The organism is Micromonospora sp. NPDC000663 (assembly GCF_042898105.1).
Lineage (GTDB): Bacteria > Actinomycetota > Actinomycetes > Mycobacteriales > Micromonosporaceae > Micromonospora.
This window is the reverse complement of the sequence record NZ_JBIAYR010000006.1, coordinates 252,768-273,742: the sequence shown is the minus strand read 5'-3', so window position 1 is coordinate 273,742 and position 20,975 is coordinate 252,768. Positions and strand designations below refer to the sequence as shown.

The following is a 20,975-nucleotide window of genomic DNA, read 5'->3' as shown; positions in this document are numbered from 1 at the left end:
CGGCGTGACGTCTCCGACCATCGCTGACGCCGCCGGCCGGCCCGGCGGGGCAGTGGGCATCATGACCCCATGGCGCATCTGGGACTTGTCGCGTTGCTGGTCGGGGAGTACGACGAGGCGGTCGACTTCTACGTCGGGAGTCTCGGCTTCGAGTTGGTGGAGGACACTCCCCGAGCGGACGGCTCGCGCTGGGTGGTGGTGCGCCCGCCGGGTGCCCGGGAGACGGCGTTGCTGCTGGCCCGGGCGCGCGGTCCGGAGCAGCGGGCCCGGGTGGGCGACCAGACGGGTGGCCGGGTCGCCCTGTTCCTCTACACCGAGGACTTCGCCCGGGACCACGCGCGGATGGTGGCGGCCGGGGTGCGCTTCCTGGAGGAGCCGCGGCACGAGCCGTACGGCTCGGTGGCGGTGTTCGCCGATCTGTACGGCAACAAGTGGGATCTGCTCCAGCCTCGCAGCACAGAGTGACACATTAACGACACTCCGCGCACATAGGATGATCGACGGTCACCGGTCGTGCTATTCTCCGGCGTCGATCTCTGCCGCGCGGACCCGGACCGGGTCGTTGTCGGAAGGACACTTCCCGATGCCGGCCGTTGCCGCCCCGAGCGTGCCGCCGCCCGCGCTGGACAATCCGGCCGGTGGCGTGCTGAGCCTCATCTTCACCACGACTCCGGCGCTGCTGCGGCTGACCTGCGGGTTGGTCAGTGCGGCGGTGGCCCTGTCGGTGCGTACCCCACCTGTCGAGACGGCAGTGCTGCTGCCGGTCGTGGCCGCGCTCACCGGCTGGTCGTTGTGGTACGCGATCCGCGCGCTGCGGCACGGATTCACCCCGGCCCTGACCGCCGCTGACGTCGCGATCACCGCGGTGGTCTGCCTGCTCATCCCCGTGCTGGTGGCGCCCGGGGTCCTTCCCGGCGAGGGCAGCTGGATCGCGGTGCTCGCCAGCACCACGGTGATCAACGCACAGGCCACCGGCACGCCGCAATGGTCGGTTCCGGCCGGGCTGCTGGTCACCGCCACGTACGCGGTGGGCACGTACTCCGCAGGCAACCCCACCGAGGCACGCGCCCACGCGGCCACGCTGCTGGTACAGACCGGCTGCACGGCGATGATGACAGCGGTGATGCGCCGGCGGATCGGCCGCGCCGACCGGGCGTTCGCCGAGCATCAGCGGCTGACCAGGGAGGCGCTTGTCGCCCGCGCCGCCCGGGAGGCCGAACGGCAGCAGAACCGCGACCTACACGACACGGTGCTCGGCACGCTGACCATGGTGGGGCTCGGCGCGGTGGCCGGGCCGTCGGCCGCGTTCCGCGAACGGTGCGCGTCCGACCTGCGTACCCTCGTCGCAGTGGCCGACACCGGCCCGGTGGCCGGCGACGGCCCGGTGTCCCTCGACGTTCGGCTGCGCAGGGTGCCCGACCGGCTGCCCGAGCTACCGGTGAGCGTGGAGCTGGCACCCTGCGCGGTGCCCGCCGGGGTGGCCGACGCGATCACCGAGAGCACCTACGCGGCGCTGTCGAACGTGGCCAGGCACGCCCCGGGGGCGCGGGCCTCGCTGCGGCTCACCCGCGATGCGATCGCCGTCGTGGTCGAGGTCGCCGACGACGGCCCCGGTTTCGACCCGGCCACCGTCCCCGCGCACCGGTACGGGCTGCGCGAGTCGATCCGCGGCCGGATGGCGACGGTCGGCGGACGGGCCGAGGTGGACTCGGTGCCCGGTCAGGGCACCCGGATCCGGCTGGAGTGGCCCGGTGCCGGCTGACCTCGACGCCACCGCGCCGGCACCCGTCCGGCTCGACGTGCCGGCGCCCCGCGAGTCGACCCAGGCGGAGGCTCTCGCCGCGCCTGCCGCCGTGGCCCACGCGTCCGACCGGGGTGCCCGGATCGTCGCCGTCGCCATCGCGCTGGCCTGGCACCTCGCCATCGGGCTGCCCGCGGTGCTGGCCGCGCGCGCGGATTTCGCCGCGCCGGTGGCGGTGATCGGCGGCTGGGTGCTGGTCCTCGCGGCCGGTACGACGGCCGGGGTGCTCCTGCTACGTGACACACCGCTGCCACCGTGGCCGCTTGCCGGTTTTCTGGTCGTCGTCGACGCGGCAGTCTTCGCCGCCGCCGGCGAGCGCCAGCTGTTCACGGCAGCCAACTGGGTGTGGGGCACGCTCGGTTGGTTCTTCCTGCTGGCGCTGTGGGGGCGGCGGGTCACCGGGCTGGTGGCGCTGCTGACCGTGCACGCGTTGATCGCACTGGTCGCCGTCCTCGGGCACGGCATCGACGAAGCCGACCTGGCCCGGTACGTCATGTACGTCTACGGCACGTTCTCGCTCCCGGTGGCGATCTTCGTGGGCAGCACGATGATCGTCGGGTTGGGTCGGGACCGGGCCGCCGCAGCGGCCGCCATGCACACGATCGCCGCGGAACGGGACGCCGCCGAACGGGGCCTGCGCGAACGCCGCGACCGGCTCGCGCTGGTCGGGGCGACGGCCGGCCGGGTACTCGGCGAGTTGGCCGCCGGAGAGGCCGACCCTGACGACCCGGAGGTGCAGCGGCGGTGCGTGCTCGCCGCCGCCCGGCTACGCCGCCTGATCGCCGAGTCCGACGACGTGCCAGACCCCCTGCTGCACGAGCTGCGGGCAGCCGCCGACCTGGCCGAACGCAACGGGCTCCCGATCGACCTGGTCACCATCGGCAGTCCGCCGCCGCTGCCGGTGGAGATCCGCCGCCAGTTGGCCGACCCGCTCACCGCCCTCCTCGCGGGCGCCCGCGACTGGGCCCGGCTGACAGTGGTGTCCGGCCCGGACGAGGTGGTGGTCAGCCTCGTCACGCCGGACCGGCCGGCGCCGGAGGCGACCGGTCAACCGCCTGGGGAGTACGACGACAGGCCGGTGCAGCACCTCTACGAACGGGACGGGAACATCAGATGGGCGCAGACCCGGTGGCGGAGATGACCGGCGGGCGTCCGGTCGGCGTGGCGATCGTCGACGACCATCCGGTGGTCGTCGAGGGGGTCCGCGCGTGGCTCGCCACCGAGGCGCGACTGACGGTGCTGGCCACCGGGGACGACCCGGACGAGGTGCTGCGCGCCGCCCCGCACGCCGACGTGGTCCTGCTCGACCTGCGGCTGCACGGCAGGATGGCGCTGGACAAGCTGGCCGAGCTGAGCGCCGCCGGGCGGCGGGTGGTGGTCTACTCCGAGCACACCGACCCGGACACGATGCTCGCGGCGCTGGACGCGGGAGCGGCGGCGTTCCTGGCCAAGCACGAGGGCCGGGAGCACTGCGTGGCGACCGTGCTGGCCGCCGCGAGCGACCGCCCGTACGTGCCGCCGGCGCTCGCCGGCGCGATGGTCGGCGACCCACGACCGGACCGGCCGATGCTGTCGGACAAGGAACGGGAGGCGCTGCTGCTCTGGTTCCAGTCCATGTCCAAGGCGTCGGTGGCCCGGCGGATGCAGATCAGCGAACACACGGTCAAGCAGTACGTGGACCGTGCGCGGATCAAGTACACCCGGGCGGGGCGTCCGGCTGCCACAAAGGCGGCGTTGCTCGCCCGGGCGATCGAGGACGGCCTAGTCCGCCCGGAGGAGATTGGCATCTACCGGTCACAGGCGATGCACGACCGGCCGACCCCCTAACGGGCGTCATGACAGCGGCTGTCGCGTCCGCCACGCTTTGGAGACAGCCAGCTGACCGGAAGGTCGTGACGATGCACTGCGACGCGTCTCCCTTCTTCATCGGGCCGCACCGGTTCGACACCATGGACGACGACGTGGGGCCGGTCCTGGACCGCCGGTACGACCTGCGTCCCAGGCCCGGTGAACGGGTGCTCGGCCGGTACAAGATGCTTGTCGCCGGCTACCTGCTCGGGCCGACCGAGGCGCGGCGGGGCTGGGGGTTGCCCGGTCCGGTCTCGGTGACCGTCACCGACCAGCGGGTCTGCTGGGTGGGCACCGGTTCGCAACTCTCCCTGGTCGCCGACGACACGCCCCGCACCCGGCTCGCCGGTCGACTGCCGGGGCTGATGAGCGGGCAGATCCGCTGGCAGTGGCCCTCCCGTCTGGAGCTGCCGCCGGCCGCCGGGGACACCCCCGCGCAACTGCTGATCGTCTGCGACGCGCTGCGCACCATCCAGCAGCCGGCGTTGGCCCTCGGCGGGCCGGTCGGCGAAGTCACCGCGCTGGCCCAGCAGGTCCGCCGCGCGGTGGCGATGTTCCGGCTCACCCGGCCACAACTGGTCGACCTGTCGGCGCAGGAACGCGACGTGCTGCTGCTGCGGGCCGGCCCCGGCCTGCTCGCCGGGGACACCCGGGTCACGCTGCCGGGCTCACTGCCTGTGGAGTTCCGTTCCCGCGACGACTACTACCGGTCCGGGCCGGAGCAGACCCCGTGGACCGGGCTCGCAGGCGGCGCAGCATCCGGGCATCGGTGAACCCGACCGTTCGGGCGGCCGACTCCACTGTCGTGCCGTGGCCGATGAGGTGCTCGGCGCGTTCCACCCGCAACAGCTGCTGGTAGCCGAGCGGGGTCAGCCCGGTGGCGGCACGGAACAGCCGGGTGAGCGTCCGCTCGGCGACGCCACCGGCGGCGGCCAGCTCGGCCAGCGGCAACGGCTCGGCGTACCGGCTGTCGATCAGATCCTGCACCCGGTGCACCGCCTCGGACAGGTGCGAACGGTGCCGCATCATCGCGCTGGCCTGAGGCTCGTGCCCGTTGCGCCGGGCGTAGACGACAAGCGTGCGGGCGATCCGGGCGGCGGTCGACGGGCCGTGCCGGGTGGCCACCAGGTGCAGCGCCACGTCGATGCCGCTGGCGATGCCGGCGGAGGTGACCACCCGGTCGTCGACGACGTACAGCACGTCGCGGGTCACCCGCGCCGCCGGATGACGACGGGCCAGGTCGTCCTGTACCTCGTGGTGGGTGGTGCAGCGGCGGCCGTCGAGCAGGCCGGCCCGGCCGAGGGCGTACGCGCCGGCGCAGACGCTGGCCACGGTGCCACCGGCGGCGTGGTGCTCGGCGAGTCTGCGCAGGTCGTCCGCCGACACCGGTCCCTGTGGCCCGTGCGCCGACGGCCGCCAGCCCGGCACCAGCACCAGGTCGTCCGGGGTCAGCTCGGGCCACCGGGTGTCGGCCACCAGGGGTACGCCCTGAACCGTCGACACCTGCTCCCGCTCGGCGACGTAGTGCAGCCGGTAGTCGTGGCCGAGGTCGGCGGCGCTGGAGAAGACCTGGGCCGGCCCGGCGAGGTCCAGCAGGTGCAGCTGCGGGACCAGCAGGAAGACGACCCGGGTCATCGGCTCAGCCCCGGGTGCCGGCGAGTGCCGCGCCGGTCACCTCGTCCACGGTCCGGATGGTCGCGAAACGACCGGCCAGCGCGTACTCGGTGCGGGTCACGATCTCCTCGTTGCCCAGGGTGCGCGGGTCGGCCAGGATCTCCGCGACGGTGGCGGTCTCCGGCAGGTCCCGGTGCGGGATGGGGAAGGTGAGCGTGGCGTCGGTGACGACTGTCATCCGGTAGCCGAGGTCCGCCCCGACCCGGGCGGTCGTCTCCACGCACTGCTCGGTCCGGATCCCGCACACGGTGACGTCAGCGACACCGGCCAGCGTGAGCACCTGCTGAAGGTTCGTGGTGGTGAACGCGTTGTGCGCGGTCTTCACGAGCGTCGGCTCACCCTCAGCCGCTGCCAGACCGTCGATCAGGCGCACGAACCCCTGGGCCGGGTCGAACACGCCGCCCGTTCCGGGCTCGGAGTGCAGGACCCAGACCACCAGGTCACCGCGCTCCCGGGCGGCGGAGACCAACCGCTGCACCTGCCCGACCAGACCCGGGTTGGAGCCGTACGCCCAGATCGGGCGCTGCCGGAACGATTCCTGGACGTCGATCACCACGAGTGCCGCTCTGCTCATGACATCGATCCTGACCGGCCGGTGACCGTGGCGGCAGACACCATCGCGCCCGGATGCGGACCGATCTGGTCACCGGCCCGCTGCTCAGACGCTGGGGCTGCGCTGCTCCCCGGCCGTGTCCATGGCGGCGGCCTCCTCGGGCGTCGGGGCGCTGCCACCCAGGTGCGCGGGAAGCCACCAGGTGTCGTCCGGGCCGGAGGGGGCGTCCGGGTACTCCCGCTGGGCCCGCTCGACGAGCGCCGTGAGCCGGGTCGTCAGCTCGGCGGCCAGCACGTTCGGGTCCGGATAGTCGGCGGGGTGGATCGGCTCGCCCACCAGGATCGTGATGGGCGTGTGCCGGCGGGTCAGCGTGCGCGGGCGACCCTTCGTCCAGAGTCGCTGCGTTCCCCACAGGGCGACAGGCAGCACCGGCACCTTCGCCGAGCGGGCCATCCGCACCGTGCCGCTCTTGAGCTCCTTCACGGTGAACGACCGGCTGATCGTCGCCTCCGGGAAGACACCCACCACCTCGCCGTTCTTGAGCGCGGCCACCGCCGCGCGGAACGACGCCGCGCCCGCGTCCCGATCCACCGGGATGTGCTTCATCCCGCGCATCAACGGCCCGCCGATCCGATGCGCGAAGACCGACTGCTTGGCCATGAAGCGGACCATCCGACCGGAGGGGTTCGCGCCGAGGCCGGCGAAGATGAAGTCGAGGTAGCTCACGTGGTTGCTGGCCAGCACGGCCCCACCGGTGCGGGGTACGTGATGGGCGCCCTCGATGTTGATCTTCAGGTCGAGGACCCGGAACATCGTCTTGGCGGCGGCGATAACGGGCGGGTACACGAGCTCCGGCATTGGCAGAATCTACCCTGCCCAGCTGGGGATCGCCTGGGTGCCGACCGGCGGCGACGCCTGTGCCCGCCGCCGCCCGGTCGGCCGCCCGTCCGGTCAGTCGGCGAGGTTGTCCAGGTCCACCCGACCCCGGGCGAACGCGTCCACCCGACCCCAACGACCAGGAATGTCGAGCACCTCGATGCGGCCCATCCCCACCGGCAGCCGCGGCTCGACCGCCAGGTGCCCCTCGTGCGGCTCCAGGCCCAGCATGGTGCGCAGCAGCAACAGCGGCGTACCCGTCGACCAGGCCTGCGGGCTGCACGCCGTCGGGTACTCCACAGGGAACTTGGTCAGCTCCCGGGGGTAGCCGCCGAACGCCTCCGGCAGCCGCCCGTCGAAGTAGGTGGCCGCGTCCAGGATGCCGTTGGCGATGCAGGCCGCCTCCTCGGCGAAGCCGTACCGGCGCAGACCCCAGGCGATGAACGAGTTGTCGAACGGCCAGACCGTGCCGTTGTGGTAGCCGATCGGGTTGTACCGGGCCTCGCCCTCGGCAAGGGTGCGTACGCCCCAACCGGTGAAGAGCCGCGGCCCCACCAGGTGCTCCGCGAGCTTCTCCGCCCGCTCCGGCTCGGCGATCCCGCTCCACAGCAGGTGACCGATGTTGGAGCTGAGGACGTCACACTGGTGGCCGTCCGGGTCCAGGGCCAGGGCGTAGTACTCCCCGTCGGCCACCCACCAGTCCCGGTTGAACCGCTCCTTCAGCTCTGCGGCCTCGCGCTCCAACTGGTCGGCGAACTGCGGGTCACCCCAGAACTCGCGGGCCATTCGGGCCGCGCGGACCTTCGCGTCGTACGCGTAGCCCTGCACCTCGCAGGTGGCCCTCGGGAACGGCGGCAGCGTGCCGTCGGCGTAGGAGATCGAATCCCACGAGTCCTTCCAGCACTGGTTCTCCAGGCCGGTCTCGGTGTTGCGCCGCTCGTACCAGATGTAGCCGTTGCCGATCAGGTCGGCGTAGCTGTCGATCCACCTCAGGGCGGCCCGGGACTCCTGCTCCAACTCCTTGACCAGCGCGACGTCCCCGGTCCACCGCTCGTACTCGTCGAGCAGCACGACGAACAGCGGGGTCGCGTCCACCGAGCCGTAGTACGGCGAGTGCGGCTGCTCCTCGAACGCGGCCGTCTCGCCGTACCGCATCTCGTGCAGGATCCGACCGGGGTCCTCGTCGCGGAAGTCGTCGAACCGGCTGCCCTGCAGCGACGCCAGGATGCGCAGCGTGGTCTTCGACAGCTGCGGGGTGAACGGCAGCGTCTGAAGGCAGGTGAGGATGCTGTCCCGGCCGAACATGGTCATGAACCAGGGCAGGCCGGCCGCAGGCAGTGTGGCGCCGCCGAGCGACAGCGGCGAGAAGCGCAACGCCGCCAGGTCGATGAGACTGCGCCGGTACGTGCTGGCGACCCGACCGTGCTCACTGTTGACCTTCGGGGCGTCGGCGATCCACTGCTCCAGGTCGTGCTGGAGGGCGAGCCGCTCGGCGCCGTGCGCCCGGACTCCCATCCGCAGGTCCCGGCCTCCGGGCCCGAGCGCGTGGGTTCGCACGTCGATCGCCGTGTTCCACTGCTCGTTGGGTTCCAGATGGACGGTGTACGCGAAACCCCTGCTGTCGTAACGGGCCTCGGTTGACGAGGAGATGACCGTCTCGCGCCGGAAGTTGCCCCGGCGGTAGCCCAACCGCAACCTGTCCGGCTCGACCTCGGAGTAGTTCTCGCCCTTCTTGTTCAGGATCTCGTCCTTGACCTGGAACAGGTCGGCGAAGTCCGACGCCGCCTCCATCCGGATCTCCAGGTCGACGGGCTTCTCGTCGTGGTTGAGGATGGTGAGCTGCTCCCGGAAGCTGCCGCCCACCGCGCGCTCCCGGATGATCGACAACTTCGCGTCCACGTAGTGCGTGGCCATGCCCGGCACCAGGAAGAACCGGGACTCGAAGTACTGCAGGTCGTCGAAGGAGAGGGAGTTGAGGCGCTCACCGTTCACGGTGAGCACCCAGGTGGACAGGAACCGGGTGTCCAGCGAGAACAGCCCGGTCGGCTCGCTCGGTGTCGCCTCGATGTCGCCGGTATCCTCGCAGACGACGAACGTGCTGCCGTCGAGGATCCGGACCGTGTTGCTCTGCCCCATCAGTACACCTCCTCGGTGAAGCGCCGACGCGGCCCGCGCGCGTCCGGGGAACCCGGGAAGATCCGCTCCACCTGCACGACGAGCCGCGCGTCACCGGAGACCGTCATGTCCCCGCGCAGCAGGGCCGCAATGCCGTGTTCACGGCCGGTGGCGATGTCCTCGAAGAGGGCCGGGCTCGCCCCGATGACGGTGTCGGCCTCCTGGTCCTCCTGACTCACCTCCAGCCGGCCGTGGTCGATGGCCAGCAGCCAGTGCCGGGTCTGCGCGCCCTCGTGCAGGTCGATGCGCAACGTTCCGGAGGCCTTCGCCAGCAGGGGCTCGTACCCCCGCCGGTCCAGGTCCTCGAAGAACCTCGTGGTCGCGTCCACCATCGGGTCCACTCCTCCCAGTTCGCCGGGCCCGGGATCCCACCCGGCGCGCTCGCGTCGCGCGCACGGCCGGCTTGGCACGTCCCCGTACGGGTCCCCGCCGGGTACACCGTCAACCTCGCCCGGATCGGGTGAGCCCTGCGGGCCCCCTGACGCGCGACGCCGGCCCTCCCGCGAGGGGAGGGCCGGCGTGCCCGCGGCGGACGGTCAGTTGTTCGGGTCGTCGGCGCTGATGTCGGCCAGGACCGACTGCGGTTCGCGCTCGACCGCGAGGTCACCCATCGAAACCAGGCCCACCAGGCGTCCGTCGTCGATCACCGGCAGCCGGCGTACGGCGTACGTGCGCATGAGGTCCGCGGCGGCGACCGCGTCGTCGTACTGGCTCACCGTGATCACGTCACGGGTGGTGATCTCGTTCAGCCGGGTCGACCCCGGGTCCATGTTCTCCGCGACACCCCGAACGGTGATGTCCCGGTCCGTGACGATTCCGACCACGTTGTCGCCGTCGGTCACCACCACGTCACCAATCGCGCCGTCCCGCATCTCCTGCGCGGCCGCGATGAGCGTGTCGTTGCCGTCCATCGTCACCAACCGGGTCGTCATGAACTCTCCGACCGTTGTCATGGTGCTCCCCTCTCGGTGTCGGCACGGCCCGTCTACCCGCCGCTCGGCAGGGGGTAACGCCACCGGTTATCCGATGTCCCGTGACGTCCGCGCGGCAGGCAGGCATACCCGCCGGTTCACGTGACACCCGCCCCGCCGGGGCGGCGCGCCCCGGGTTCCGCCGCCTACGGTGGACCGGTGGCGCACGAGCGGGAACTGCGGGAACTGGTCGCCGGCAACAGGTGGTTGACCCGGGCGCTGACAGTGGTTCGCGACTCGGGTCTGCCGGACGCGTGGATCGGCGCGGGCGCCCTGCGCGACCTGGTCTGGGGCGAGCGGTACGGCGACGGGTTCGACCCGGCGACGGTCCGGGACGTGGACGTGGTCTTCTTCGACCCGACCCGGCTGACCCGCGAGGACGACGACCTCGCCACCGCCCGGCTCACGGCGGCGTGGCAGCAGCCACCGTGGGAGGCGCGCAACCAGGCGGCGGTGCACACCTGGTACGCGGCGAAGTTCGGCGGCGACCCGATCGGCCCGTACCGGAGCGTGGCCGAGGCGGTCGCCACCTGGCCGGAGTACGCGACGGCGGTCGCCGTCCGCCTGGACGCGGCCGGCCGGTTGGAGATCTGCGCGCCGTACGGTCTGGCGGACCTGCTGGGCGGGGTATGGCGGCGCAACCCGGCCCGGGTGGATGTGGCTCTGTCCCGGCGGCGGCTGGCCCGGCACCGCCCGGCGCAGCGCTGGCCCGGCGTGACAGTGATCGAGCCGGGGTGAGCGGTCGGGCTCAGCCCCGGGGCGGCATCCCGTAGACGCGCTCCACGTGCAGACGCAGCACCAGCCGCCGGTCGTCGACCATCACCTGGCGGTATTCGTCCCAGTCCGGGTGCTCGCCGCTCAGCGCCCGGTAGAGGTCCACCAGTTCCTCGACCGTGGCGTCGCCGGGCTCGGCGGCGGGCGGGGTCAGCTCGGCGCGTCCCTCCACCACCGCGTACGCCCAGCCGTCCTCGCTGCTGACGTGGAAGCTGGCCCGCGGGTCCCGACGCAGGTTGGCGGTCTTGGCCCGCCCCTCGGTGACGGAGACCCGGATCAGCCCGGCGTCGGTGTCGAACGAGTAGACCACGGTGGACAGCTGCGGCCGGCCGTCCCGCTTGATCGTCGCCAGCACGCCCATCGAGCGGCCGGCGATCAGATCGGTCAACGCCTGCTGGGTGCGGTCGTCCGGCACGGTTTCCTCCAGGGGACGTCGGGCTCCGTCCATCCAAGCACGCCCGGCCGGCAGGAGCCCGGAACGTGACCGAGCCCCCGCCGGCGACCGGCGGGGGCTCGGGGTGACGCGACGGGTCAGCGGCGCTCTTCGGCGACCAGCTCGGCGAGCTGCACCGCGTTGAGTGCGGCGCCCTTGCGCAGGTTGTCGTTGGAGCAGAACAGGGCCAGCCCGTACTCCACGGTCTCGTCGGCGCGGATCCGGCCCACGTAGGTCGGGTCCTGACCGGCGGCCTGCAACGGCGTCGGAACGGCGGTCAGCGCGACCCCGGGGGCGTCGGCGAGCAGCTCGTGGGCCCGTTGCGGGGTGAGCGGCCTGGCGAAACGGGCGTTGATCTGGAGCGAGTGGCCGGTGAATACGGGCACCCGGACGCAGGTGCCGGACACCTTGAGGTCGGGGATCTCGAGGATCTTGCGGCTCTCGTTGCGGAGCTTCTGCTCCTCGTCGGTCTCGAACGAACCGTCGTCGACGATCGAGCCGGCCAGCGGGAGCACGTTGAACGCGATCGGCTCGGCGAACGACCGCGGCGCGGGGAACTCCACAGCCGAACCGTCGAAGGCGAGGCCCGCGGCGTGCTCGGCGACCTTGCGGACCTGCTCGTCCAGCTCGGCGACGCCGGCCAGCCCGGCGCCGGAGACCGCCTGGTACGTCGACACGACCAGGCCGACCAGGCCGGCTTCGGCGTGCAGCGGGCGCAGCACCGGCATCGCGGCCATCGTGGTGCAGTTGGGGTTGGCGATGATGCCCTTCGGGCGGTCGGCGGCGGCGTGCGGGTTGACCTCGGCGACCACCAGCGGGACCTGCGGGTCCATCCGGAACGCCGAGGAGTTGTCGATCACGACGGCGCCGGCCTCGGCGACCCGGGGGGCCAACTCCCGGGCGGTGCCCTTACCCGCCGAGAAGAGCACGATGTCCAGCCCCGAGTAGTCGGCACTGGCCGCGTCCTCGACGACCACCTCGCCGTCGCGCCACGACAGCGCACGCCCGGCGGACCGCGCCGAGGCGAACAACCGCACCTGCTCCGCCGGGAACTCCCGCTCCGCCAGCACCTGCCGCATTACGCCACCGACCTGGCCGGTGGCCCCCACAATGCCGATCCTCATGACCGCGAGGCTACCGAGCCCTCCCCCACAACCGGGAGCCCTTTCCCACCTCCCGGGTCCCGCATCACACCGCCCCCACCCCGGTTGATCATGAAGTTGTTGTCACGACACGCCGCGACGGAGGACAACAAGCTCATGATCAACGAAGGAGGGCGGGGAGGGGTCAGGGGTGGTTGATGAGGTTGCCCAGGGCGGCGGCCTCCAGGTCGTCCCGGATCACCGCCGCGTCGCCCTCGATCACCAGGGTCAGCGCGTCGGGGTGCAGGTGGGTGGAGGCCGCCGCGGACACCTGGTCCACGTCGGTGGCGAGCAGGGCCTCCCGCAGCTGCGCGTGGTAGTCGTCAGGCAGGTCATGCACCACGAGCGTGGTCAACGCCGAAGCGATCGCCCGAGGGCTCTGCAACTCGACCGAGAGCTGCCCGGCCCGCCAGGACCGGGCCACCGCCAGCTCCTCCTCGGTCACCCCGCCGGCCTGCGTACGGGTGATCTCACCTACCGCCTCGACCAGCGCCGGCGTGGTGACCGCCGTCTGCACACCGGAGCTGACCGCGAACCGGCCGAACCGCCGAGACGACGCGAACTCGCCCCGGATGCCGTACGTGTAGCCGCGCACCTCGCGGATCAGGTGGTTGAGCCGGGAGGTGAACGCCCCGCCGAGGACCGTGCCGGCGAGCGTCATCGGCACGTGGTCGGGGTGCGCGCGGTGCGGTGACGGGTGACCCAACCGCAGCGTGGACTGCACCGAGCCGGGCCGGTCCACCAGGATGATCCGCCGCTCGGTGTGCAACGGCACCTCGATCGGACCACCCCTGTCGACCGGACCACCGCCGGTGCCGGCGAACGCCGCGGCGGCCAGCGCGTCCAGGTCGATCCGGTCCAGGTCACCGGCGACGACCAGGGTGCCGGGGCGCAGGAACCACTCGGAGTGGAAGACCGTCACGTCCTCCACGTCCAGCCCGGCCACCGAATCCGGGTCGCCGTACATCGGGCGTCCCCAGCGGTTGTCCGCGCCGAACAGGTCGGCGCGCAGCGCGGCGTCGGCACGCGGACCGGGGTTGGCCCAGTCCATCCGCAGCGCTGTCGCCTCGTCGTCGCGGACCCGCCGGACGTCCGCCGGGTCGAGCCGGGGTGTGCGGACGGCCTCGGCGAGCAGTTCCACGGCGGCGGTCAGCCGGTCCACCGGCACCTGGACGCTGACCTGGAACGAGTCCCAGTCCAGCCCGGTCACCAGCTCGGTGCCGAGCGCCTCGATGGCCAGCGCGTACGTCGTGGCGTCCCGCTGCGCGGTGCCCTCCTCCAACGCCTTGGCCAGCACCCCGCCCAGCCCTTCCTTGCCGTTGCGTTCCCGGCCGGCGCCGGCGTCGAGCAGCAGCAGGGCGACGGCGAGGGTCTGCCCGGGCAGGTGCGCGGCGACGACCTGGCCACCGGCCACGGTGCGGCGGACCACCGGCGGGAACCGGTACGGGCGGGCGGCGCCCGGGCCGGGACGGTCGGCGATCAGCGTCATGCGGTCTCCTCGGGCAGGTAGGTCAGGGTCACCCGGTCGGCGGCACCGAGCACCTCGGCGGCGGTCTCGGCGATCTGCTCGGCGGTCACGGCGAGCCAGGCCGGCAGCCGCTCGCCGGCACGGGCCGGATCACCGAACTGGGTGGCGTACCGGCCGAGCGTGTCGGCGCGGCCGTCCACCGTCGACATCTGCCGCCACCACGCGGTGCTCAGCAACGCCTTGGCGCGGTCCAGTTCGGCGGCGGTCACCGGCACGGTGGCCAGTTCGTCAACGACCTCGGCCAGCCCCTCGGCGAGCCGTTCGGCGCTCACCCCGGGGCGGGCGGTGGCGGTGGCGATCAGCGGCGCGGGGGCGTGCGCGAGGTCCACCCCGTACGCGCCCACCAGGTCCGGCTGGGCGATCCGCTCGCCGTCGGCGAGCCGCTGGTAGAGCCGGCTGCCCCGGCCGCTGCCGAGCACGGTGGCCAGGACGGTGAGCACGTCGTACCCGGGGCTGCCGAAGGGGTGACCGCGGTGCGCGACGTACACGCGGGGGGCCGGCACGTCGGCGGTCACCGTCTCGGTGGCGGGCTGCCCGGTCGCCGGGACGGTCCGGCCGTCGGGTGCGGGCGGGATGTCGTCGCGGGCGGGCAGCGCTCCGAAGTACTTGTCGGCCAGCGCGAACACCTCGGCGGCCGGGGCATCCCCGACGACAGTGAGCACCGCGTTGTTCGGCGCGTAGTACATCTCGTGGAACGCCTGGAAGGTTGCGAGGTCGGCGGCGTTGAGGTCGGCCATCGAGCCGATCGTCGAGTGGTGGTACGGGTGCCCCGGCGGGTAGAGCAGCGGCAGCAGCCGAAGCCAGGCGTCGCCGTACGGGACGTTCTCGTAGCGCTGGCGCCGCTCGTTCTTGACCACCTCGCGCTGGTTGTCGAGCGTCTCCTGGGTGAGCGCGGGGACCAGACCGCCCATCCGGTCGGCCTCCAGCCAGAGCGCCAACTCCAGGTGCTCGGCCGGGACCGTCTCGAAGTAGTTGGTCCGGTCCGGGTTCGTGGTGGCGTTCAGCGAGCCGCCGGAGCCCTGGATCAGCTTCATGTGCTCGGTCTTCGCCACGTTCACCGAGCCCTCGAACATCAGGTGCTCGAAGAGGTGGGCGAAACCGGTCTGCCCGGCCGGCTCGTGCCGGGAGCCGACGTCGTACCAGAGATTGACGGCCACGGCGGGCGCGGTGCGATCCTCGCTCACCACCACGCGCAGGCCGTTGTCCAGTCGGGACGTCTCGATGGGCCAGGGGTAACCGCTGTCGGGCATGGCACGACGCTATCCGATCTCGGGGGCGGAAAGGTGACGTGCGGTCGGTCGGCGAGCCGACCGACCGGCATCGGGGCCGCCGCTCGGGGTACCGGAGGGGCATGACCGTCACCCCACGCCCGTCCCGGCCCGCCGGCACCGTCGAGCGCGCCTCCGCCGCGCTCGGCAGGCTGCGCCGCGGTCGGTTGCTGCATCCCGCCGGTCGCTCGTTCACCGGGGAGGTGTTGATCTGGGGTACGCCCGGGCCACCCACAGGTGTCGCAGTGCTGGACGACCCCGGCCGGTACCAAGCCACCGTCCGGCTGTCCAAGGGGACGCCCACGCCCGGCAGTTGGCCGGACGTGCTGGGCCTGGCGCTGCGCCTGCGCACCGACACCGGACGCCCGTTCGACCTGCTGGTCAGTTCCAGCGGCGCGGCCCCGCTGGTGCGGAACCTGCCGCTGCCCCGCCGCGCCTTCAGCGGGACGTACAGCACGATCACGTGCTACCGGGTGGGCAGGCGTCGGCTCTGGCTGGCCGTGCTTGCCGACCCCGAGTCGGTGGACCTCGGCCGCAGTCTGACGGCGGTGGCCGCCGCGACCCGGGCGGACGCGCCGCGCCTGGTGCTCGCGGTCGCGTCCGCCGTGGGGCCGTGGCGGCCGGTCGGGCAGGTGAGCATCGGCGCCCAGCTCAGCGCCCGGGAGGACGCCGCGCTCGCGTTCGACCCGGTGCGCAACCTGCCACCCGAACTGCGGGCGACAGGCCCGCTGGCCTGGTTGCGGGACCACACCTACCGGGGGTCACGCCGGGCGCGCGGGGTGGACGGTCAGTCGGGGGGTTCGACGGCAACCACCGTCTGATCGGAGGTGCGGCGCTCCAGCACCGTGTCCGGTGCCGCGTTCTGGTCCGCCTCGCGGATGTCCGACTCGGCGAGGATGGCCTCCGCCTGCGCCTGCGGGTCGTCACTGCCCACCGCCGCCTCCTCGGGAAGGAGGTGCGCGCGGGACTCCACGCGGTCCTGGTCGCTCTGCTCGTCAGTCATGGCTCCCCAGTTACCCCGAGCCCGGCCCTGGCACGCGGTGTTCACTCCGCATCTTGGGACGACACACCGGTCCTCGCCGTCGGGTCGGGTACGCTGGCCCCCGTGACGCGTTCGTATCGATGGTTTAGGCAGCCGGCTCGCACGCCGGTGACTTCACCATGATCTGACGTCACCACGGACCGAGCCGGCTGGGCAGGAGCTGTCGTTCCTGCCCTTTTGCGTACGAGCAGCCGGCTCGTCCCGGGCACCGGCCCCGGGCACGGTCGGCGGAAGGATGCCCACCGTGACGACCCCGGAGACCGATCGGGTAAGCGATCAGCGGATCGACCGTGTCGTGCCGTTGACCACGCCCGCCCTGCTGCACCACGAGCTGCCCCTGGACGCCCCGCTCGCCTCGGCCGTGCTGACCGGCCGGCGCGCGGTCGGTCGCGTACTGGACCGCGAGGACGACCGCCTGCTGGTGGTGGTCGGCCCCTGCTCGGTGCACGATCCGGCCGCCGCCCTCGAGTACGCCCACCGGCTGCGCACCGCCGCCGACCGGCTCGCCGACGACCTGCTGATCGTCATGCGTGTCTACTTCGAGAAGCCCCGCTCGACAGTCGGCTGGAAGGGGCTCATCAACGACCCCGGTCTGGACGGCAGCGGCGACGTCAACACCGGCCTGCGACGGGCCCGGGCGCTGCTGCTCGACGTGCTGCGGGTCGGCCTGCCGGTGGGCTGCGAGTTCCTCGACCCGATCACGCCGCAGTACATCGCGGACACTGTGGCGTGGGGCGCGATCGGCGCCCGGACGGTGGAGAGCCAGGTGCACCGGCAGCTCGCCTCCGGCCTGTCCATGCCGATCGGGATGAAGAACCGCCCGGACGGCAGCATCGGCACCGCCGTGGACGCCATCCGCGCCGCAGGCGTGCCGCACGTCTTCCCCGGCATCGACTTCTCCGGCACCCCGGCGATCATGCACACCCGGGGGAACACCGACGGGCACCTCGTGCTGCGCGGAGGGGGTGGCCGGCCCAACTACGACGCGGGATCGGTCGCCGGCGCGCTCGACCTGCTCCGCGCCGCCGGACTGCCGGAGCGGCTGGTGATCGACGCCAGTCACGCCAACAGCGGCAAGGACCACCGCAATCAGCCGCTGGTGGCTGCGGACGTGGCCGCCCAGCTGTCCGACGGGCAACGCGGCATCACAGGCGTGATGCTGGAGTCGTTCCTGCTGCCCGGCCGGCAGGACCTCGACCCGACCCGGGAGCTGGTGTACGGCCGTTCGGTCACCGACGCCTGCCTCGGCTGGGACGAGACGGCGGACGTGCTCGACCACCTGGCCACCGCCGTGCGGGCCCGCCGCGCCACGCTCCCCACCCCCGCCTGACCGGTGTGACGGCCGGCACGGCGGTGCGCGGAACACGGACGGGCGTGGCCTGGTTAACTGAGGTGTCGGTGTGTCAAGTGTCCCCGGGCCTCACCTAAATTGCCCTCGCGGAATACCGTTCGGCTGGAGCCGCGTCGTGCCACTCGCCGAGAGGCGACCTGCACACCGACACCAGCGCCGCCCCCGGCCCACAAGGCCGGGGGCCGCGCTGTCTGTGCGCGGGCCACGGGGTGACGTTTGACCGATTCCGGCCCGGGTAGCTGATCGAGGTGACCGATGACGCATCCGTGGCCGGCGAGCCGGACAGCCGGGCCCTCGACGACCTGCTCGACGACATCTACCGGGGACAGGAGCGGGTCACCCAGGCGGAGATCTACCGCCGGGCGGTGGCCACCGAGCTTCCGCCGGACCTGCTCGCCCGGATCGACGCGCTCCCCGAGGGCGAGTACGCGGTGGACGAGGCGAGTGAACTGCTGGGCGGCTCCGTCGCCTGAGCGACCACAGAAGGGACACCGTCATGACGCACCACGAGGACCACGAGGAGAAGGTCCCGGCACTGGGACAACCGCCGAAGGGCATGGACACCACCCCCGAGCCGGACTTCGCGAACGAGCACGACCGCACGGCGGTGGACCGGGACATCATCACCGACGCCGACAAGGACGAACGGGAACCGGAATCGCCGCACGGCTGGTCGGGCATGCAGCGTTGACGGACAACGAGAAGGGGCTCGCGGACGCCGGCCCCTTCTTCGTGTCTTCTCCGTCAGTCCTCGTCGTGCCCGCCCTCGGCGGCCTGCTGCGCGGCCGCGTACGCCATCTGGAGGAAGTCGGACGCGGCCACCGCGGTCAGCGCGGTGGCCACCAGCCGGGTCAGCCGGGGCGCGAGCACCAGGCCGCCGGTCAACCCCGTGGCCACCCAGACCGCCAGGCAGAACGGGCAGCTGAGCAGCTCGCCGATGGCGTGCCGGGTGGAGCTGCCCGAGTCGCGGACCTGTTCCATCACCTCGCCACTGCCGATCGGCCTGTCGTACCTGGTGAACGGCGCCCGCAGAGGGCTGGTCACGGCGTCCTTGGAGAGCAGGCGGCTGAGCTTGTGCGTGGCGATGGAGAGCAGCACCACGTCGGCCGGCGCGGGACGCTCGGGCACCGGCCGTCCGGTCGCCTTGACCAGGCCGGCGAGCGCCCCGGCCACTCCGGCGTAGGTGCCCATCGCGGCCAGGTAGCCGCCGAGTGGCCGGTGCTCGTGCGGCGCGTACGCCCGGCGTAGCCGCGTCGCCTTCTGTCGCAGGCCGGTGTCGGTCACCCGGTCTCCTCCCAGGTCGTGGTGTGCGTAGGTGGTGATTCGGTACGGCTGACGACTGTGTCAGCCGGCCTGGAGGTTGTCCGCGACCTCGCGGATCAGGTTGGTCAACGCCTCGTCGACGAGCTGGTCGGGATCGGGCCCGCCGTTCCCGTCGGCCAGGTCGAGCTGGATCCGGGCACCACCGGAGTCCGCCGGATCCACCCGGATCTCGGCGGACCAGTCCGCGTCGCCGCTCCAGCGGGCCCGCAGTTCCTCGCCGTCGACCTCGGCCGGCGGGCTGCCGTCGGCACGGAGCGCCTCCGGCAGCCAGGCCGAGGCGCGGGCGGGGTCGGTGGCGGTGTTGAACACCACCTCGGGTGGCGCGGACATGCCGCGCACCGCGCGGGCCGGCATCAGACGTCCCGCAGGCGGCTGGGGTCGACCTCGCGACCCGGGTGCCGGGCCAGGTACTCGGTCTCCAGTTCGGCGGTCCGCCGAAGGTGGTTGGCGAGCGCCGAGTCGGCGGCGTGCCGAAGGGTGTCCAGCCGGGTGCGGTGCAGGCTGTGCATCTCGCGGATCAGATCCTCGTCGCTCAACTCCGTCGGGTCGACGCCGAGCGTGTCGCCGTCGGTGTCGGCGCCTGCCGGGTCGGCAAGGTGGTCGCCGCCCCACTCGGGCACCCGCTGCTCCGGGCTCATATCGGTGCTGCCGGTCATCATCGCCCCCCTGGTCTCGTTTGGGCTGGCGTCTAGACGGATGCCCACACCGGGTGACGCCAAACCATCTGACCGCGCGGCACCTACGACACGGTGTCGGAGAGCGCGTCCTCCCCGGTACCCTCGACACCATGAGGTGGCTCTGGACCCCGGCGTGGATCGCACGCCACGTGGCCATGGTCGTGCTGGTCGTGGGCTTCCTCGGGCTGGGCTGGTGGCAGATCAGCCGGGCCACCGCCGGCAATAGTCTGAGCTGGGGGTACGCGGTCGAGTGGCCGGTCTTCGCCGGCTTCGTGGTCTACGTGTGGTGGCGTGAGGTGAAGCTGGCCCGACGCCGCGCGCAGGGGGACGCAGGGGCCGACCCCTCCGAGGTCCCGGCCGTCGAGCCGGCGCCGGCCGACGCCCCAGGGTCCCGACCGGCGGTACGCCGACCGGTGCGGGTGGCCCGGGTGCCCACCTCCGCAGCGGGTGCCGAGGACGCCGACCTGGCCGCCTACAACCACTACCTGTCATGGTTGAACGCCAATCCGGGCGCCCGGCCCGGTGACTACCCCGGCTGAGCCGGGCTTCGGAAGGACGGACGAAGGTGGGCGCTGCCCTTACCCGGTACCGCGTGATCGCCTGGATCGTGGGCGTGGCGCTGATCCTGCTGGTCGTGATCGGCATGCCGATGAAGTACGCGTTCGACAACCCGGTCGTGGTGGAGACGGTGGGGCAGGCGCACGGCTTCCTCTACATGGTCTACCTGGCGGCCGCGTTCGACCTGAGCCGCCGGGCCGACTGGCCACTGAAGCGGATGATCCTGGTGATGCTGGCCGGCACCGTGCCGTTCGTCTCGTTCTACGCCGAGCGTCGGGTCAGCGCCTGGGCGGCCGCCCCGCGCGAGGAGCGGACCCCGGAGCCGGTCGCCGGCTGAGCGTCCCCGGGGACGCTCAGCGGCTGGGCCGCCACGGGTCGGTCCCGGCGAGCGGATCGACCCAGCCGCCGTACCGGTTGACCTCGCGGGCGCGCAGCAGCGCGCGGGTGACCTGGCCGAACTGCCGCTCGTCGTCGGCACTGAACAGCAGCACCTCGGCGCCGCGGTGCCACCCCCACAACTCGTACGGCGGTGGCCGCCACCGGTCGCCGACCAGGGCGAGGGCCGCCGGCAGCAGGAACACCGCCCCGAGGATGAGGTACGCCCCGGCGGTCAGCCGTTGCAGGCCGCCGGTGAAGCCGAGCAGCAGTCCCACGCCGCCGAGCATGGTGGCGGTGATGACGACGGCTCGGACGGCGATCCGGTCGTGCGGGCCTCTGGTGGTGCGCAGGTGGGTCAGGTCGGCGACCCGGTAACTGGTCCGGCCGACGGTGAACCTGTCGACGGTGACGATGATGCCGGGTCGCGCGTACAGCAGGGTCGACCTGGCGCCGGGCACCGTTCGCGGCGGTCGCGTCTTTGCGCCTTCACGATTCACGGTTCCTCCCGTGGGGCGGTTCGTCGGGTTGCCCCGTCGCGGATGCCGCGTATCGACGGGAATCCCGACTCCGGTCCCCATTGTGTTGTGGCACTGCCACCTCACC

Annotated in this window: 27 protein-coding genes; 12 read left to right on the top strand and 15 right to left on the bottom strand. The window is 72.6% G+C overall.

Features of this window, described 5'->3' with window-relative positions:
* The first annotated feature begins 69 nt into the window (after positions 1-69).
* The 5 genes from ACFY1S_RS21830 (at position 70) to ACFY1S_RS21810 (ending at position 4,422) form a co-directional block, all read left to right on the top strand.
* Complete coding sequence (locus tag ACFY1S_RS21830) at positions 70-465, top strand: VOC family protein (protein ID WP_387120904.1); 396 nt, start codon at positions 70-72, stop codon at positions 463-465.
* A 118-nt stretch (positions 466-583) separates the two neighbouring features.
* Entirely contained in the window at positions 584-1,762 is a 1,179-nt protein-coding gene (locus tag ACFY1S_RS21825; RefSeq protein WP_387120901.1) for a sensor histidine kinase, read from the top strand.
* A 37-nt stretch (positions 1,763-1,799) separates the two neighbouring features.
* Entirely contained in the window at positions 1,800-2,942 is a 1,143-nt protein-coding gene (locus ACFY1S_RS21820) for a hypothetical protein (protein WP_387121114.1), read from the top strand.
* On the top strand, positions 2,915-3,628 hold the full coding sequence (locus ACFY1S_RS21815) for a response regulator transcription factor (protein ID WP_387120898.1): 714 nt from the start codon (positions 2,915-2,917) through the stop codon (positions 3,626-3,628). Before ACFY1S_RS21820 ends, ACFY1S_RS21815 begins: the two co-directional genes overlap by 28 nt.
* Positions 3,629-3,699: 71 nt before the next feature.
* The gene (locus tag ACFY1S_RS21810) at positions 3,700-4,422 is read left to right on the top strand and encodes a hypothetical protein (RefSeq protein ID WP_387120895.1); all 723 of its coding nucleotides are present in this window, start codon (positions 3,700-3,702) and stop codon (positions 4,420-4,422) included.
* Here ACFY1S_RS21810 and ACFY1S_RS21805 read toward each other — a convergent pair.
* From ACFY1S_RS21805 to ACFY1S_RS21780, 6 genes are all read right to left on the bottom strand, one after another.
* On the bottom strand, positions 4,304-5,284 hold the full coding sequence (locus ACFY1S_RS21805) for a GlxA family transcriptional regulator (RefSeq protein WP_387120893.1): 981 nt from the start codon (positions 5,282-5,284) through the stop codon (positions 4,304-4,306). The genes ACFY1S_RS21810 and ACFY1S_RS21805 overlap by 119 nt on opposite strands.
* Before the next feature lie 4 nt (positions 5,285-5,288).
* On the bottom strand, positions 5,289-5,897 hold the full coding sequence (locus ACFY1S_RS21800; protein WP_387120890.1) for an isochorismatase family protein: 609 nt from the start codon (positions 5,895-5,897) through the stop codon (positions 5,289-5,291).
* Positions 5,898-5,981: 84 nt separating this feature from the next.
* Entirely contained in the window at positions 5,982-6,734 is a 753-nt protein-coding gene (locus ACFY1S_RS21795; protein ID WP_387120887.1) for a lysophospholipid acyltransferase family protein, read from the bottom strand.
* 93 nt (positions 6,735-6,827) lie between these two features.
* A complete protein-coding gene (locus tag ACFY1S_RS21790; RefSeq protein WP_387120884.1) occupies positions 6,828-8,888 on the bottom strand; it encodes a glycogen debranching N-terminal domain-containing protein in 2,061 nt (686 codons plus the stop codon).
* On the bottom strand, positions 8,888-9,259 hold the full coding sequence (locus ACFY1S_RS21785) for an SCP2 sterol-binding domain-containing protein (protein ID WP_364373641.1): 372 nt from the start codon (positions 9,257-9,259) through the stop codon (positions 8,888-8,890). Before ACFY1S_RS21785 ends, ACFY1S_RS21790 begins: the two co-directional genes overlap by 1 nt.
* A 204-nt stretch (positions 9,260-9,463) precedes the next feature.
* Positions 9,464-9,880, bottom strand: a complete 417-nt coding sequence (locus ACFY1S_RS21780; RefSeq protein ID WP_387120881.1) for a CBS domain-containing protein — start codon at positions 9,878-9,880, stop codon at positions 9,464-9,466.
* Between the two features lie 177 nt (positions 9,881-10,057).
* On the opposite strand from ACFY1S_RS21780, the gene ACFY1S_RS21775 reads away from it, so the two are divergent.
* The gene (locus ACFY1S_RS21775) at positions 10,058-10,636 is read left to right on the top strand and encodes a nucleotidyltransferase family protein (RefSeq protein WP_387120878.1); all 579 of its coding nucleotides are present in this window, start codon (positions 10,058-10,060) and stop codon (positions 10,634-10,636) included.
* 10 nt (positions 10,637-10,646) lie between these two features.
* On the opposite strand, the gene ACFY1S_RS21770 is transcribed toward ACFY1S_RS21775, so the two are convergent.
* The 4 genes from ACFY1S_RS21770 to ACFY1S_RS21755 all read right to left on the bottom strand — a co-directional run bounded on the left by ACFY1S_RS21770 (position 10,647) and on the right by ACFY1S_RS21755 (position 15,025).
* Positions 10,647-11,120, bottom strand: coding sequence for a PPOX class F420-dependent oxidoreductase (locus ACFY1S_RS21770; RefSeq protein WP_387120875.1), 474 nt, complete (start codon positions 11,118-11,120; stop codon positions 10,647-10,649).
* Between the two features lie 83 nt (positions 11,121-11,203).
* Positions 11,204-12,229, bottom strand: coding sequence for an aspartate-semialdehyde dehydrogenase (locus ACFY1S_RS21765; RefSeq protein ID WP_387120873.1), 1,026 nt, complete (start codon positions 12,227-12,229; stop codon positions 11,204-11,206).
* A gap of 163 nt (positions 12,230-12,392) precedes the next feature.
* Positions 12,393-13,736, bottom strand: coding sequence for a M16 family metallopeptidase (locus ACFY1S_RS21760; protein WP_387120870.1), 1,344 nt, complete (start codon positions 13,734-13,736; stop codon positions 12,393-12,395).
* Positions 13,733-15,025 (bottom strand): M16 family metallopeptidase, encoded by a 1,293-nt coding sequence (locus ACFY1S_RS21755; protein WP_387120867.1) that lies wholly within the window; start codon positions 15,023-15,025, stop codon positions 13,733-13,735. The genes ACFY1S_RS21760 and ACFY1S_RS21755 overlap by 4 nt, the downstream gene beginning before the upstream one ends.
* Before the next feature lie 101 nt (positions 15,026-15,126).
* On the opposite strand from ACFY1S_RS21755, the gene ACFY1S_RS21750 reads away from it, so the two are divergent.
* Complete coding sequence (locus tag ACFY1S_RS21750; RefSeq protein WP_387120865.1) at positions 15,127-15,864, top strand: phosphodiesterase; 738 nt, start codon at positions 15,127-15,129, stop codon at positions 15,862-15,864.
* On the opposite strand, the gene ACFY1S_RS21745 is transcribed toward ACFY1S_RS21750, so the two are convergent.
* A complete protein-coding gene (locus ACFY1S_RS21745) occupies positions 15,831-16,046 on the bottom strand; it encodes a hypothetical protein (protein ID WP_354822616.1) in 216 nt (71 codons plus the stop codon). The two genes, ACFY1S_RS21750 and ACFY1S_RS21745, sit on opposite strands and share 34 nt — an antisense overlap.
* Positions 16,047-16,320: 274 nt before the next feature.
* Here ACFY1S_RS21745 and ACFY1S_RS21740 point away from each other — a divergent pair, with 274 nt between their 5' ends.
* From ACFY1S_RS21740 to ACFY1S_RS21730, 3 genes are all read left to right on the top strand, one after another.
* Positions 16,321-17,415 (top strand): 3-deoxy-7-phosphoheptulonate synthase, encoded by a 1,095-nt coding sequence (locus tag ACFY1S_RS21740; RefSeq protein WP_387120861.1) that lies wholly within the window; start codon positions 16,321-16,323, stop codon positions 17,413-17,415.
* A 269-nt stretch (positions 17,416-17,684) separates the two neighbouring features.
* Entirely contained in the window at positions 17,685-17,909 is a 225-nt protein-coding gene (locus ACFY1S_RS21735; RefSeq protein ID WP_387120858.1) for a hypothetical protein, read from the top strand.
* Positions 17,910-17,932: 23 nt separating this feature from the next.
* Positions 17,933-18,127, top strand: a complete 195-nt coding sequence (locus ACFY1S_RS21730) for a hypothetical protein (protein ID WP_387120855.1) — start codon at positions 17,933-17,935, stop codon at positions 18,125-18,127.
* A gap of 53 nt (positions 18,128-18,180) precedes the next feature.
* On the opposite strand, the gene ACFY1S_RS21725 is transcribed toward ACFY1S_RS21730, so the two are convergent.
* Genes ACFY1S_RS21725 through ACFY1S_RS21715 form a run of 3 tightly spaced genes read right to left on the bottom strand, consistent with a single transcriptional unit; the run spans position 18,181 to position 19,418 of the window.
* Entirely contained in the window at positions 18,181-18,720 is a 540-nt protein-coding gene (locus ACFY1S_RS21725; protein ID WP_387120852.1) for a DUF1360 domain-containing protein, read from the bottom strand.
* 60 nt (positions 18,721-18,780) lie between these two features.
* The gene (locus ACFY1S_RS21720) at positions 18,781-19,113 is read right to left on the bottom strand and encodes a hypothetical protein (RefSeq protein ID WP_364373676.1); all 333 of its coding nucleotides are present in this window, start codon (positions 19,111-19,113) and stop codon (positions 18,781-18,783) included.
* A complete protein-coding gene (locus tag ACFY1S_RS21715; protein WP_387120848.1) occupies positions 19,113-19,418 on the bottom strand; it encodes a DUF6158 family protein in 306 nt (101 codons plus the stop codon). Before ACFY1S_RS21715 ends, ACFY1S_RS21720 begins: the two co-directional genes overlap by 1 nt.
* Before the next feature lie 128 nt (positions 19,419-19,546).
* On the opposite strand from ACFY1S_RS21715, the gene ACFY1S_RS21710 reads away from it, so the two are divergent.
* Positions 19,547-19,975, top strand: a complete 429-nt coding sequence (locus tag ACFY1S_RS21710) for a hypothetical protein (RefSeq protein WP_387120845.1) — start codon at positions 19,547-19,549, stop codon at positions 19,973-19,975.
* Between the two features lie 26 nt (positions 19,976-20,001).
* Positions 20,002-20,331, top strand: a complete 330-nt coding sequence (locus ACFY1S_RS21705; RefSeq protein ID WP_354822632.1) for a DUF3817 domain-containing protein — start codon at positions 20,002-20,004, stop codon at positions 20,329-20,331.
* A gap of 16 nt (positions 20,332-20,347) precedes the next feature.
* Here the strand turns inward: ACFY1S_RS21705 and ACFY1S_RS21700 are convergent, their stop codons facing one another.
* Positions 20,348-20,869, bottom strand: a complete 522-nt coding sequence (locus ACFY1S_RS21700) for a DUF6232 family protein (RefSeq protein ID WP_387120841.1) — start codon at positions 20,867-20,869, stop codon at positions 20,348-20,350.
* Positions 20,870-20,975 lie beyond the last annotated feature (106 nt).